General features: G+C 70.0%; 12 protein-coding genes, 1 rRNA gene and 1 riboswitch. Of the genes, 12 read left to right on the top strand and 1 reads right to left on the bottom strand.

Translation table 11 applies throughout. The annotated features are described in order from the left end of the window. The 11 genes from rrf to AB0E91_RS22475 all read left to right on the top strand — a co-directional run. Positions 1-95: ribosomal RNA gene (rrf, locus tag AB0E91_RS22425) — 5S ribosomal RNA — on the top strand; the annotation flags it as partial. 111 nt (positions 96-206) lie between these two features. After that, a complete protein-coding gene (locus AB0E91_RS22430) occupies positions 207-815 on the top strand; it encodes a CDP-alcohol phosphatidyltransferase family protein (protein WP_161183299.1) in 609 nt (202 codons plus the stop codon). Between the two features lie 127 nt (positions 816-942). Further along, the gene (locus tag AB0E91_RS22435) at positions 943-3,438 is read left to right on the top strand and encodes a mannose-1-phosphate guanyltransferase (RefSeq protein WP_361784641.1); all 2,496 of its coding nucleotides are present in this window, start codon (positions 943-945) and stop codon (positions 3,436-3,438) included. A gap of 141 nt (positions 3,439-3,579) precedes the next feature. Next, positions 3,580-4,485 (top strand): DUF881 domain-containing protein, encoded by a 906-nt coding sequence (locus AB0E91_RS22440; protein WP_361784643.1) that lies wholly within the window; start codon positions 3,580-3,582, stop codon positions 4,483-4,485. After that, on the top strand, positions 4,482-4,814 hold the full coding sequence (locus AB0E91_RS22445) for a small basic family protein (protein ID WP_003988855.1): 333 nt from the start codon (positions 4,482-4,484) through the stop codon (positions 4,812-4,814). Before AB0E91_RS22440 ends, AB0E91_RS22445 begins: the two co-directional genes overlap by 4 nt. Positions 4,815-4,819: 5 nt before the next feature. After that, positions 4,820-5,767, top strand: coding sequence for a DUF881 domain-containing protein (locus tag AB0E91_RS22450; protein ID WP_361784646.1), 948 nt, complete (start codon positions 4,820-4,822; stop codon positions 5,765-5,767). Positions 5,768-5,849: 82 nt separating this feature from the next. Next, complete coding sequence (locus tag AB0E91_RS22455; protein ID WP_161183306.1) at positions 5,850-6,767, top strand: FHA domain-containing protein; 918 nt, start codon at positions 5,850-5,852, stop codon at positions 6,765-6,767. Between the two features lie 43 nt (positions 6,768-6,810). Next, positions 6,811-7,551: a MerR family transcriptional regulator gene (locus AB0E91_RS22460; RefSeq protein ID WP_361784649.1), complete on the top strand. Its 741-nt coding sequence runs from the start codon at positions 6,811-6,813 to the stop codon at positions 7,549-7,551. Between the two features lie 86 nt (positions 7,552-7,637). Further along, positions 7,638-8,111, top strand: a complete 474-nt coding sequence (locus tag AB0E91_RS22465) for a bifunctional nuclease family protein (RefSeq protein ID WP_004002801.1) — start codon at positions 7,638-7,640, stop codon at positions 8,109-8,111. Between the two features lie 276 nt (positions 8,112-8,387). Then, positions 8,388-9,071, top strand: coding sequence for a MerR family transcriptional regulator (locus AB0E91_RS22470; protein WP_361784653.1), 684 nt, complete (start codon positions 8,388-8,390; stop codon positions 9,069-9,071). 69 nt (positions 9,072-9,140) lie between these two features. Next, a complete protein-coding gene (locus AB0E91_RS22475) occupies positions 9,141-10,505 on the top strand; it encodes a DNA polymerase IV (protein ID WP_361784656.1) in 1,365 nt (454 codons plus the stop codon). Positions 10,506-10,518: 13 nt separating this feature from the next. On the opposite strand, the gene AB0E91_RS22480 is transcribed toward AB0E91_RS22475, so the two are convergent. Then, positions 10,519-10,899, bottom strand: a complete 381-nt coding sequence (locus tag AB0E91_RS22480; RefSeq protein WP_161183356.1) for a PRC-barrel domain-containing protein — start codon at positions 10,897-10,899, stop codon at positions 10,519-10,521. A gap of 120 nt (positions 10,900-11,019) precedes the next feature. Further along, positions 11,020-11,114, top strand: a riboswitch (glycine riboswitch). Between the two features lie 175 nt (positions 11,115-11,289). On the opposite strand from AB0E91_RS22480, the gene gcvP reads away from it, so the two are divergent. Then, positions 11,290-14,175, top strand: coding sequence for an aminomethyl-transferring glycine dehydrogenase (gcvP, locus tag AB0E91_RS22485; protein WP_361784660.1), 2,886 nt, complete (start codon positions 11,290-11,292; stop codon positions 14,173-14,175). Positions 14,176-14,234: the final 59 nt, after the last annotated feature.

A 14,234-nucleotide genomic window follows, 5' to 3' on the forward strand; every position in this document is an offset into this window, starting at 1 on the left:
AAACGCCCGGTTACATTCCGAACCCGGAAGCTAAGCCTCACAGCGCCGATGGTACTGCAGGGGGGACCCTGTGGGAGAGTAGGACGCCGCCGAACTCCTTTTACAGCTCCGGCTCTTGGGCATAACTGCCCGAGGGCCGGAGCTTTTTTGCGTTGGGGTAAGGTCATGAGGAATTGTTGGCACGTTTCGTAACAGGAGGCCCCCGGGTGGAGGTCCAGGAGACCCGCGTCCAGACAGACCGGGTCCTCACCATCCCCAACATCCTCAGCATGGCAAGGCTCGCCGGCGTACCGCTGTTCCTGTGGTTGATCCTCAGGCCGGAGTTCGGCGGTCCGAAGAGCGACGGCTGGGCACTTCTGGTCCTGGCGCTCAGCGGGGTCAGCGACTATCTGGACGGCAAGCTCGCCCGGCGCTGGAATCAGATCAGCAGCCTCGGCCGGGTGCTCGATCCCGCCGCCGACCGGCTCTATGTGCTTTCCACGCTGCTCGGTCTCACCTGGCGGGAGATCCTCCCGCTCTGGCTGACCGCGCTGCTGCTGGCGCGTGAGCTGATGCTGCTCGTGATGGTGGGCATCCTTCGTCGGCACGGCTATCCGCCGCCGCAGGTGAACTTCCTCGGGAAGGCCGCCACGTTCAACCTCATGTACGCGTTCCCGCTGCTTCTGCTCAGTGACGGAACCGGTTGGATCGCGTCACTCGCCGCCATTTTCGGATGGGCGTTCGCAGGGTGGGGTACAACCCTGTACTGGTGGGCAGGAGTGCTCTACGTGGTTCAGGTCCGCCGTCTGGTGCGCGCGGATGCCATGGCCGATTGAGCCCGGGCGGCGCTGCCCGGAGGCGATGCTTCCGTAACGCTTCGATGGCCCGCCAGGGAAAAGTGCGGGACAATCTGGACGGGTGAAGTCGGCTGGACCGTCATCTCTTGAGGAGGACGCTTCCGACATGAAGGCCGTCGTGATGGCCGGTGGCGAAGGCACACGCCTGCGCCCGATGACCTCTAGCATGCCCAAGCCGCTCCTGCCGGTGGTGAACCGCCCGATCATGGAGCACGTGCTGAGGCTGCTCAAAAGGCATGGACTCAACGAGACCGTCGTGACCGTCCAGTTCCTGGCGTCGCTCGTCAAGAACTATTTCGGTGATGGCGAAGAACTCGGCATGGAGCTGACCTATGCCAACGAGGAGAAGCCACTCGGTACCGCCGGAAGCGTCAAGAACGCCGAGGAAGCGCTGAAGGACGATGCCTTCCTCGTGATCTCCGGTGATGCCCTCACGGACTTCGACCTCACCGATCTGATCAACTTCCACAAGGAGAAGGGCGCCCTGGTCACGGTCTGCCTGACCCGGGTGCCCAATCCGTTGGAGTTCGGCATCACCATCGTCGACGAGGAAGGCAAGGTCGAGCGTTTCCTCGAGAAGCCGACCTGGGGCCAGGTTTTCTCCGACACGGTGAACACGGGCATCTATGTGATGGAGCCCGAGGTATTCGACTACGTCGAACCGGATGTGTCCGTCGACTGGTCCGGCGATGTCTTCCCGCAGCTGATGAAGGAAGGCAAGCCCATCTACGGCTACATCGCCGAGGGCTACTGGGAGGACGTCGGTACTCACGAGAGCTATGTGAAGGCCCAGGCCGACGTCCTCGAGGGCAAGGTCGACGTCGACATCGACGGATTCGAGATCTCGCCCGGTGTGTGGGTGGCCGAGGGCGCGGAGGTGCACCCGGACGCGGTGCTGCGCGGGCCGCTGTACATCGGTGACTACGCCAAGGTCGAGGCGGGCGCGGAGCTCCGCGAGGACACCGTCGTCGGCTCCAACGTGGTCGTCAAGAGCGGTGCCTTCCTGCACAAGGCTGTCGTGGCCGACAACGTGTACATCGGGCACAACAGCAATCTGCGCGGCTGTGTGGTCGGCAAGAACACCGACATCATGCGGGCCGCCCGGATCGAGGACGGCGCGGTCATCGGTGACGAGTGCCTGATCGGCGAGGAGTCGATCATCCAGGGCAACGTCCGGGTGTACCCGTTCAAGACGATCGAGGCCGGTGCCTTCGTCAACACCTCGGTCATCTGGGAGTCCCGGGGCCAGGCGCATCTCTTCGGCGCCCGTGGCGTGACCGGCATCCTGAACGTCGAGATCACCCCGGAGCTGGCGGTCCGGCTGGCCGGCGCCTACGCGACGACCCTGAAGAAGGGCGCCACGGTCACCACGGCCCGCGACCACTCCCGGGGTGCCCGTGCGCTCAAGCGGGCGGTCATCTCGGCGCTCCAGGCCAGCGCCATCGACGTACGGGACCTGGAGAACGTGCCGTTGCCCGTGGCGCGGCAGCAGACCGCGCGGGGCAGCGCGGGCGGGATCATGATCCGTACCTCGCCCGGTGTGCCGGATTCCGTGGACATCATGTTCTTCGACGGGCAGGGCGCGGATCTCTCCCAGGGCAGCCAGCGGAAGCTGGACCGGGTGTTCGCGCGCCAGGAGTACCGGCGGGCCTTCCCGGGCGAGATCGGTGACCTGTACTTCCCGTCGAGCGTCTTCGACTCGTACACCGGCTCGCTGCTGCGGAACGTCGACACGACGGGGATCGCGGAGGCCGGGCTCAAGGTTGTCGTGGACGCCTCCAACGGCAGCGCGGGGCTCGTACTGCCCAGTCTGCTCGGCAAGCTCGGGGTGGATTCGCTGACCATCAACCCCGGTCTGGACGAGTCGAGACCGACCGAGACCGAGGAGATGCGCCGCCGGGGCCTGGAGCGGCTCGGCGAGATAGTGGCGTCCTCGGGGGCCGCGTTCGGTGTGCGGTTCGACCCGGTCGGCGAGCGGCTGTCGCTCGTGGACGAGAAGGGCCGGATCATCGAGGACGACCGGGCGCTCCTGGTCATGCTCGACCTGGTCGCGGCGGAGCGGCGCAGCGGCCGGGTGGCGCTGCCGGTGACCACGACCCGCATCGCGGAGCAGGTGGCTGCGTACCACGGCACGCAGGTCGAGTGGACGACCACGTCCCCGGACGACCTCACGCGCGTCGGCGGCGAAGAGGGCACCATCTTCGGCGGCGACGGCAAGGGCGGCTTCATCGTCCCCGAGTTCAGCAGCGTCTACGACGGCACGGCCGCGTTCGTGCGGCTGATCGGTCTGGTCGCGCGGACGCAGCTCACGCTGAGCCAGATCGACGCGCGGATTCCGCGGGCGCATGTCCTCAAGCGGGACCTGGCGACCCCGTGGGCGGTCAAGGGCCTGGTCATGCGGCGGGTCGTGGAGGCGGCCGGTGACCGGTTCGTGGACACGACGGACGGGGTGCGCGTGGTCGAGAGCGACGGGCGCTGGGTGATGGTGCTGCCCGACCCCGCCGAGGCCGTCACGCACCTGTGGGCGGAAGGCCCGGACGACGCGTCCGCGCAGGCCCTGCTCGACGAGTGGTCGGCCGTCGTGGACAGCGCGGGCCGGTAAGCCGGTCATACGGAGCATCGCGGGCCGTCGTCACACCGGCGACGGCCCGCGGTTGTGTCCGCTTCGGCCCCCTGCGCGGGGTCCGGTCGCCGGGGTGGGGCCGTTCGAAAGCACCGTTCGCGGCATGGGACTATGTGCGACATGCCGCAGCAACCCCCCGTTCGGAGCAGCCCCACGCGGCCGAGGCGTCCGGACGCCTCCATGTCGTTGATCACCAACGTCATGGACCACAGCCTCGACGACGGGTACGCCGAGGCCGCCGCCCGCAAGGAGTCCACGGGCGAACGCGGGCTGCCGAAGACCCTGCGGGCCAAGCTGGGTCTTGCCGGGGGACTGGTGCTCGCGGCACTCGTGGTGACCGTGGGGGCCGCTCAGGCGCGTGTGGCGGCGCCGGTGGTGGCCAAGGAGCGCCAGGAGCTGATCGACCGCATCGACCGGGAGAACGCCGCCGCCGACCGTCTGGAGGCCGGCGTGGACAAGCTGCGGGACGACGTGAGCGCGCGCCAGCGGGCGGCGCTCAAGGAGACCGGGGGCAGCCAGGCCGACCTGATGGGCGTCCTGTCGGGTGCCACGGCGGTGCACGGGCCCGGGGTGCGGCTCGTGGTGAACGACGCCAAGGAGGCGAGTACCGGCGGGGATGCCACCAGCCCGCGTGAGGCCTCCGGGTTCTCCGACACGGGGCGGGTGCGCGACCGGGACATGCAGCGCGTGGTCAACGGGCTGTGGGAGTCCGGTGCCGAGGCCGTCTCCATCAACGGGCAACGGCTGACCGCCCTGTCCGCGATCAGGAACGCGGGTGACGCGATACTGGTCGACAACAGGCCGCTGGTGCCGCCGTACACGGTGCTGGCGGTGGGGGACGGGCAGCGGCTGGCCACCAGGTTCCAGAACACCGCCGACGGGCTGTATCTCCACGCCCTGAAGGACAACTTCGGCATCCGGGTCTCCCTCTCCGCGGAGAAGGACGTCCGGTTGCCGTCCGCACCCAGTGTGATCGTACGCACAGCACAGCCGAACGCAGAGAAGACTGAGAAGGGCACATCGTGATCGCCGTACTGGGCCTCGTCGTGGGAGTCGTGGCCGGCCTGTTGGTCCGGCCCGAGGTTCCGGCGGTCGTCGAGCCTTATCTGCCCATCGCCGTCGTGGCGGCGCTCGACGCCGTGTTCGGCGGTCTGCGGGCCATGCTCGACGGCATCTTCGACGACAAGGTCTTCGTGGTCTCGTTCCTGTCGAACGTGGTCGTGGCCGCCCTGATCGTGTTCCTGGGCGACAAGTTGGGCGTGGGCGCGCAGCTGTCGACCGGTGTCGTGGTGGTCCTCGGTATCCGTATCTTCTCCAACGCCGCGGCCATCCGCCGGCACGTCTTCCGGGCGTGAGCGCGATGAGCGACCAGGACGAGCGGCCGGAGAACAGGCTGCGCAGGGAACTGCCCGACGAGGTACCGGCGTCGGAGCGCGAGTCCACCGCGCCGAGCGCGCCGCAGCCCGGAACCAAGCCCCAACCCGAGCGCGACGCCGCGCCGAAGGCCGCCCCGCTGCCCGAGCCGGAGTCCGCGCCCGAGCCCGGCCCCGCTCCCGAGGAGCAATCGGAGGCCGCCGAGCCGCTGCCCACCGGGCGTCAGCGGCTGGCCGCGGGACTGTGGCCGCCGCGGCTGACCCGGGCCCAACTCATCGTCGCCCTGCTGCTGTTCGGGCTCGGATTCGGTCTGGCCGTGCAGGTGGCGTCCAACAGCGACAGTGACAGTGCGCTGCGCGGCGCGCGCCAGGAGGATCTCGTCCGCATCCTCGATGAACTGGACGACCGTACTCAGCGTCTTGAGGACGAGAAGCAGGGACTCGAGAAGCAGCGGGAGGAGTTGCAGAGCAGTTCCGACCAGGCGGCCGAGGCCCGCAAGCAGACCGCCGAGAAGGAGAAGCAACTCGGCATACTCGCGGGCACGGTGGCGGCTCAGGGGCCGGGCATCACCGTGACGGTCGACGATGCGAAGGGGACGGTCGAGTCGGACATGCTGCTCGACGCGATCCAGGAACTGCGCGCGGCCGGCGCGGAGGCGATACAGATCAACGACGTCCGCGTGGTGGCGAACACCTATCTCACCGACTCGGGCAAGACGGTCAGTGTCGACGGGAACAAGATCGACGCGCCGTATCGTTTCAAGGTCATCGGGAAGCCGCAGGACCTCGAGCCGGCGTTGAACATCCCTGGGGGCGTGGTGCAGACCTTCGAGAAGGAGCAGGCCACGGTGAGTGTCGAGCGGTTGAACAAGATCGTCGTGGATGCCTTGCGGCAGGCGAAGCAGCCTGACTACGCTCGGTCGTCCTCCCGGTGAACCGGTGGTGCATGGGCCGCGTCCGGCAGGGGCATGAGGTTGCGGGGGGTCGGCGCACCGAAGGGGTGGTGCGTGGTGGAAACTGTCTGGTGGATACGGACGTTGTGAAGATGTCCGGATCGGCCGGTGTCGGCAATCAGGGTTCGTCCTGCCCCACGGGCGGGTCTGTTTCGGTCAAGGGGAATCGCCCGTGAAGTTGTTTGGGAAGTTGTTCGGCAAGAGCGCGCGTGAGGGCAACGACAACGCGACGGCCCGTCATCGCGCACAGTCCGAAGAGGAAGGCCCCCGTCCGCTGTTCCGCGACGAGGTCGCTGGTCCGGCCGGTGGCAATTCGGGAGGCCAGGGCGCGGCGTCCGTTGACCCTGCCCGGTCCGGCGGCATAGGTTTCGGGCAACCGTCAACCTCAAGTGCGGGTGGAGGGTTTGCCTCCGACCCGTCCGCGTCCAACGCCCCCGGGGGGTCCATGTCGGTCCTGGAGTGTTCCAGGTGCGGGAACCGCAACGCGGAGAACGCCCGTTTCTGTTCCAACTGCGGTGCGCCGCTGCGTCCCGGCGCCACGCCGGAGCGTGCTTCGGAGACCACGTCGACGATCTCCATCTCCGGTCTCGAGGCGTACGACGCCGAGATGACCGGTCAGACGGCGGTCCCGATGCTGTCGCCCGAGGCGCAGGCGGCGGTCGACGCGCTGCCGGTGGGCTCCGCCCTCCTGGTGGTGCGCCGGGGTCCGAACTCGGGCAGCCGCTTCCTGCTGGACAGTGACCTGACCACGGCCGGCCGTCATCCGCAGAGCGACATCTTCCTGGACGACGTGACGGTCTCGCGCCGTCACGTGGAGTTCCGGCGCGTTGCGGACGGGTCCTTCACGGTGGCGGACGTGGGCAGTCTGAACGGCACGTACGTCAACCGTGAGCGGATCGACGAGGTCCCGCTGGCGAACGGTGACGAGGTGCAGATCGGCAAGTACCGGCTCGTCTTCTACGCGAGCCGGCAGGGCGTCTGACCTCCCCCCGGGCACCCGTCCGGGGGAACCCCAGGGAAGGTCCATGCTTCAAACACCGAGCGGCGGTGCCGGAAGCGGTACCGCCGCCAGGGACAGTGAGCCGATGAGCATCGGCACCGTCCTGAACGTGCTGCGCGACGAGTTCCCCGAAGTCACCATCTCCAAGATCCGTTTCCTGGAGTCGGAGGGCCTCGTCGAGCCGCGCCGGACCCCCTCGGGGTACCGCAAGTTCGGGGCGGACGACGTCGAGCGACTGGGCCACATCCTGAGAATGCAGCGGGACCACTATCTGCCGCTGAAGGTGATCCGGGAGCACCTGGACGCCATGGAGCGCGGTGAGGCGGTCCAGCTGCCCGTCGTAGGGCGTCAGCGCTCGGCGGAGGACGCGGCGGACGAGTGGTTCGAGGGGCCCACGGTGGCCCGGATCGGCCGGGCCGAGCTGCTGGCGGCCGCCGACATCGACGAGGCCGAGCTGCGGGAGTGGGAGTCGTACGGGCTCATCGCCCCCCTGGCGGACGGGGTCTACGACGCCGAGGCCGTCACCGTGGCGGCCCTCGTGGCCGAACTGGGCCGGTTCGGGATCGAGCCGCGCCATCTGCGGGTCATGAAGGCGGCGGCCGAGCGCGAGGCCGGTCTGGTGGACCAGCTGGTGGCCCCGCTCAAGCGCCACCGCAACCCGCAGACCCGGGCGCTCGCCGAGGCGCGTACCAAGGAGCTGGCAGCGCTCACCATGAAGCTGCACGCGGCTCTGGTGAAGTCCGCGCTCGGGGTCCGGCTGCCCTGAGCGCGGGGCCCCGGGAGGGGACGGGATCGCCCGCCTGTTCCCGGCCCGACTACCCAAACGTCCCGGGCACGGCCTAGGGTTGCTGTGTGAACGAGCTCGATGTCGTAGGTGTCCGGGTCGAAATGCCCTCCAACCAACCGATCGTGCTCCTGCGCGAAGTGGGAGGCGACCGCTACCTCCCCATCTGGATCGGGCCCGGGGAGGCGACGGCGATCGCCTTCGCCCAGCAGGGCATGGCCCCCGCGCGGCCGCTGACGCACGACCTGTTCAAGGACGTGCTGGAGGCCGTCGGTCAGGAGCTGACCGAAGTGCGCATCACGGATCTGCGTGAGGGCGTCTTCTACGCGGAGCTGGTGTTCGCCAGCGGGGTCGAGGTGAGCGCGCGTCCGTCCGACGCCATAGCGCTGGCCCTGCGCACCGGCACGCCCATCTACGGGAGTGACGGGGTGCTCGACGATGCGGGCATCGCCATCCCGGACGAGCAGGAGGACGAGGTGGAGAAATTCCGCGAGTTCCTCGACCAGATCTCGCCCGAGGACTTCGGCACCAGCAGCCAGTGAGGCGCCGACGCCGGCCGCGTGGTCAGGAGGCCACGAGGTCGGTCGGTCGTGCCCTGTCGTGCCGTCGCGGGCGGGGTCACGAGCGGGCAATTGCCAACGGCTCGTGAGAGCGTCCTACGACCCTTCACGAGCGCATTCGGCTAGCCTTTCCCCGCGGTGGGACACGAGAAACCACTCTCAGGGTGATTATCACTCGGCGTGCCGAGTGTGGCGATCGTTGACGCACCCCTGGTGACTGCCTACCGTCGAGATGGCAGGTCAAGGACGGAGGTCGGCGTGAGAACCAGCGGCGACGGTACGGCTGGGGGCGCCCCCGGAAACGGGTTCGGGGCAAGCGGTCCGTACCCTCCCCCAAGCTCGCGGCTCCGCCCGAGCGGCGGATATCCCCAGCCCAGTGGCGGGGTCGAGCACGCCTCGCAGCGGCCGACGGCGGTGCCGGACGGCGAAGGGGTGGCGCCGGAGGTGTCCGAGGAGATCGGTTATCGCGGGCCCACGGCCTGCGCGGCGGCGGGCATCACCTATCGGCAGCTCGACTACTGGGCCCGCACCGGCCTGGTGGAGCCGAGTGTGCGCCCCGCCCACGGCTCGGGCACCCAGCGGCTGTACAGCTTCCGGGACGTGGTCGTCCTGAAGATCGTCAAGCGCTTCCTGGACACCGGTGTCTCGCTGCAGAACATCCGCTCGGCGGTACAGCACCTCAGGGACCGCGGCTTCAGGGACCTGGAGCGCATGACGCTGATGAGCGACGGCGCCACGGTCTACGAGTGCACCTCCCCGGACGAGGTCCACGCCCTGCTCCAGGGCGGCCAGGGCATCTTCGGCATCGCCGTCGGCGTGGTGTGGCGGGACGTGGAGAGCGCGCTGTCCCAGCTGCACGGCGAGCGCGTCGACACCGGCGAGACGCTGATCGGGCACAACCCCTCCGACGAACTGGCCAGGCGGCGCAACCGGGCCGTCTGAGCCCGCGGAAGCATCCCGGCGCCGATGAGGTGACCGGCGTTGTCAGTGGTGTGGTGCACCATCGGACATGTGAGAGCCGCGCCGACGATCCTCCATCTCGACATGGACGCCTTCTACGCCTCGGTGGAGCAGGCGTCCAAGCCGAGCCTGCGCGGCAAGGCGGTCGTGGTCGGGGGGCTCGGGCCGCGCGGGGTGGTGGCCACGGCGTCGTACGAGGCGCGGGTCTTCGGGGTGCACTCGGCGATGCCGACGGCCCAGGCGCGCAGACGGGCGCCGAACGCCGCGTACGTCACGCCCCGCTTCGCCCTCTACCGGTCCATCAGCGAGCAGGTGATGGCCCTGCTGCGCGAGCTGTCGCCGCTGGTGGAGCCGCTGAGCCTGGACGAGGCGTTCGTGGACCTGGAGGCCGGGGGAACGGCCTGGGACGAGCCGTCGGCGCGTGCGGCGGGGGTCAGGCTGCGCGCCGACATCAAGGCGGTCACCGGACTGACCGGCTCGGTCGGGCTCGCCGCCTCCAAGATGCTCGCGAAGATCGCCTCCGAGCGGGCCAAGCCCGACGGACTGTGCCTCATAGAGCCCGGCACCGAGCGCGCCCTGCTGGGACCGATGCCGGTGCGGACCCTGCCCGGGGTCGGCCCCGCCACCGGCGACCATCTGCGCCGGGCCGGAATCACCACCGTGGACGAGCTGGCCGAGGCCGGTGAGGACGAACTGGTCCGGCTGCTCGGCAAGGCGCACGGCCACGCGCTGTACGCCATGGCGCTGGCCCGCGACGACCGGCCCGTGGTGGCCGAGCGTGAGGCCAAGTCGGTCTCCGTCGAGGACACCTACGACGTCGACATCCACGACCGGCCGAGGATCGGCCTGGAGGTCCGGCGCCTCGCCGACCGCTGCGTACAGCGGCTGCGCGGCGCGGGACTGTCCGGCCGGACCATCGTGCTCAAGGTACGGCGGTACGACTTCTCGACCCTGACCCGCTCCGAGACGCTGCGCGGGCCCACGGACGACCCGGCGGTGGTCCGGGAGGCGGCCGCGCGGCTCCTGGAGTCGGTCGACACCACCGGCGGAGTGCGCCTGCTCGGCGTCGGCGTCACCGGACTGGCCGACTACACCCAGGAGGACCTGTTCGCACAGGCCGCGGGGGAACTCGCCGCCGCGGAGCCCGAGGAGGCCGCGCCCGAACCGCTCCCGGCCGCGCCGGCCCCGCCGCCGGAGCGGCAGTGGCGGCCCGGCCAGGACGTACGGCACGCCGAACACGGGCCCGGCTGGGTGCAGGGCAGCGGGCTCGGCCGGGTCACCGTGCGCTTCGAGACGCCGGAGGACTCGGCGCCCGGCCGGGTGCGGACCTTCTGGGTGGACGACCCGGACCTGGCACCGGCCGACCCGCTGCCCCTGGTGGCGAGGGCGAGCGGTGGACAGGGAGAGGGGACGTGAGGGAGGAGAGGGGTCAGGCGTCCTCGGTGCCCGCGAGCTTGCCGAAGTCGCGGTCCGGGACCTTGGGAGCGGTGGGGGAGGCGGACACGTCGAGGCCGTAGTGGTGGTAGAGCTGGAGTTCCTGCTCGGGGGAGAGGTGGCGGCCCACCCCGAAGTCCGGGGCGTCCTTGATCAGCGCGCGTTCGAAGGGGACCTGGAGGGTGCCCTCGACCAGTTCGCTCGGTTCGAGCGGGACGAAGGCGTCGCGGGAGAAGAGTCCGGTGCGTATGGCGGCCCACTCGGGGACGCCCGTCGCGTCGTCGAGATACACCTCGTCGATGGTGCCGATCTTGGTGCCGTTGCGGTCGAACGCCTTGCGGCCGATCAGATTGCGCGGATCGATGTCGGTCTGCACGGTCCCTCTCCCTCCACGTGGTCCCAACTCATCCGTTAGCACTACAAAAGAGCAGAATGAGCGCGGCGGCCACTCGAACGCCGCGCGGCACGGCCCCGCTGGTACTCTGACAACGGCTGCTGACCCCGTGCGGGAGAGTCCTCCGAGCAAGTCGGAGGCGCCGAAGGAGCAACTCCTCCCCGGAATCTCTCAGGCCCCCGTACCGCACGGACGAGGTCACTCTGGAAAGCAGAGCGGGCGTCCACGGCTCCCGCTCTCACCGACGGTGAAAGCCGGGGCCCTCGGGCATCCGGTGAAGCTCTCAGGTATGAGATGACAGAGGGGGAGGCCGGTGGGCACCCGCGCCGAGGTGCCCCTCGCAGGTCGCGCCAGACCAGGAGGCCTCCGCACATGACCGCCCCTCGCATTCCGCTCTCCGCCCTCGAAGCGGGCATCCCCTTCGAGCAGCGACACATCGGGCCCGACCAGGAGGCGCGGGCCAAGATGCTCGCGCAGGTCGGCTACGGCTCGCTCGACGAGCTGACCGCCGTCGCCGTCCCGGACGTCATCAAGAACGCCGACGCCCTCGACCTGCCGGACGCCCGCACCGAGGCCGAGGTGCTCGCGGAACTGCGCTCGCTCGCGGACCGCAACCAGGTCCTCGGCTCCATGATCGGCCTCGGCTACCACGGCACCTTCACCCCGCCGGTCATCCTGCGCAACGTCATGGAGAACCCGGCCTGGTACACCGCCTACACGCCGTACCAGCCGGAGATCTCCCAGGGCCGCCTGGAGGCCCTGCTCAACTTCCAGACGATGGTCGCGGAGCTCACCGGACTGCCCACCTCCGGTGCGTCCCTGCTCGACGAGGGCACCGCCGCCGCCGAGGCCATGGCGCTCTCCCGGCGCATGGGCAAGAACAAGAAGGGCCTCTTCCTGGTCGACGCGGACACGCTGCCGCAGACCATCGCGGTCATCGAGACCCGCGCCGAGCCGACCGGCGTCGAGGTCGTCGTCGCCGACCTGAGCGACGGCATCCCGGCCGAGCTGGCCGCCCGCGACATCACCGGTGTCCTGCTCCAGTACCCCGGCGCCTCCGGTGCCGTACGCGACCTGAAGCCGGTGATCGAGCAGGCGCACGAGCTGGGCGCGCTCGTCACCGTCGGCGCCGATCTGCTCGCCCTCACCCTGCTCACCTCGCCCGGCGAGCTGGGCGCGGACATCGCCATCGGCACCACGCAGCGCTTCGGCGTGCCCATGGGCTTCGGCGGCCCGCACGCGGGCTACATGGCGGTGCACGAGAAGTTCGCCCGCAGCCTGCCCGGGCGCCTCGTCGGCGTCTCCGTGGACGCGGACGGCCACAAGGCCTACCGGCTCGCGCTGCAGACCCGCGAGCAGCACATCCGCCGCGAGAAGGCCACCAGCAACATCTGCACCGCGCAGGTGCTGCTCGCCGTCATGGCCGGGATGTACGCCGTCTACCACGGCCCCGACGGCCTGCGCACGATCGCCCGCCGCACCCACCGCTACGCCACGATCCTCGCCGAGGGCCTGAAGGCGGGCGGTGTCGAGATCGTCCACGGCGCCTACTTCGACACGCTCACCGCGCGCGTGCCCGGCACGGCCGCCGATGTCGTCGCCGCCGCGCGCAAGGGCGGGGTCAACCTGCGCCTGGTCGACGCCGACCACGTCTCCCTCGCCTGCGACGAGACCACCAACCGCGCCCAGTTGGCCGCCGTGTTCGCCGCGTTCGGCGTCGAGGGCGACATCGAGGCGCTGGACGCGGCCGCCGCCGAGGCCCTGCCCGAGGCGCTGCTGCGCACCGACGACTACCTCACCCACCCGGTCTTCCACGAGCACCGCTCCGAGACGGCCATGCTGCGCTACCTGCGCAAGCTGTCCGACCGCGACTACGCGCTCGACCGGGGCATGATCCCGCTCGGCTCCTGCACCATGAAGCTGAACGCCACCACGGAGATGGAGCCGGTCACCTGGCCCGAGTTCGGCCAGCTGCACCCCTTCGCGCCCGCCGACCAGGCCGAGGGCTACCTGACCCTCATCCACGAGCTGGAGGACCGGCTCGCGGAGGTCACCGGCTACGACAAGGTCTCCCTCCAGCCCAACGCCGGTTCCCAGGGCGAGCTGGCCGGTCTGCTGGCCGTCCGCGCCTACCACCGTGCCAACGGCGACGAGCAGCGCACCGTGTGCCTCATCCCGTCCTCCGCGCACGGCACCAACGCCGCGAGCGCCGCGATGGCCGGCATGAAGGTCGTCGTCGTCAAGACCGCCGAGGACGGCGAGATCGACGTCGCGGACCTGCGCGCCAAGATCGAGCAGTACCGCGACCAGCTGTCCGTGCTGATGATCACCTACCCGTCGACGCACGGCGTCTTCGAGGAGCACGTCGCCGACATCTGCGCCCAGGTGCACGACGCGGGCGGCCAGGTGTACGTCGACGGCGCCAACCTCAACGCCCTGGTGGGCCTCGCCAAGCCCGGTCACTTCGGCGGTGACGTCTCGCACCTGAACCTGCACAAGACGTTCTGCATCCCGCACGGCGGCGGCGGTCCGGGCGTGGGCCCCGTGGCCGTACGCTCGCACCTCGCGCCGTACCTGCCGAACCACCCGCTCCAGCCGGCCGCCGGTCCCGAGACGGGCGTCGGCCCGATCTCGGCCGCCCCCTGGGGCAGCGCGGGCATCCTGCCGATCTCGTGGGCGTACGTGCGCCTCATGGGCGGCGAGGGCCTCAAGCGCGCGACCCAGGTGGCCGTGCTCTCCGCGAACTACGTCGCCAAGCGCCTGGAGCCGCACTTCCCGGTGCTCTACACCGGCCCCGGCAACCTCGTCGCGCACGAGTGCATCATCGACCTGCGCCCGCTCACCAAGGCGACCGGCGTCAGCGTGGACGACGTGGCCAAGCGCCTGATCGACTACGGCTTCCACGCCCCGACCATGTCCTTCCCGGTGGCCGGCACGCTGATGATCGAGCCGACCGAGTCGGAGGACCTGGCCGAGCTGGACCGGTTCTGCGACGCGATGATCGCGATCCGCACCGAGATCGACAAGGTCGGCTCCGGCGTGTGGTCCGCCGACGACAACCCGCTGCGCGGCGCCCCGCACACCGCGGCCGCCCTCGGCGGTGAGTGGTCGCACTCGTACAGCCGCGAGGAGGCCGTCTTCCCGGCCGGTGTCTCGGCCGCCGACAAGTACTGGCCGCCGGTGCGCCGTATCGACCAGGCCTTCGGCGACCGGAACCTGGTGTGCTCCTGCCCGCCGCCGGACGCGTACGAGGACTGATCCCGTAGACGCGTGAGGGGCGGCTCCCGGTCCGTGGATCCTGTGGATTCACGGGTTGG

Origin of the sequence: Streptomyces sp. NPDC026659 (assembly GCF_040638245.1) — a bacterium.
In the GTDB taxonomy this organism is placed as follows: Bacteria; Actinomycetota; Actinomycetes; order Streptomycetales; family Streptomycetaceae; genus Streptomyces.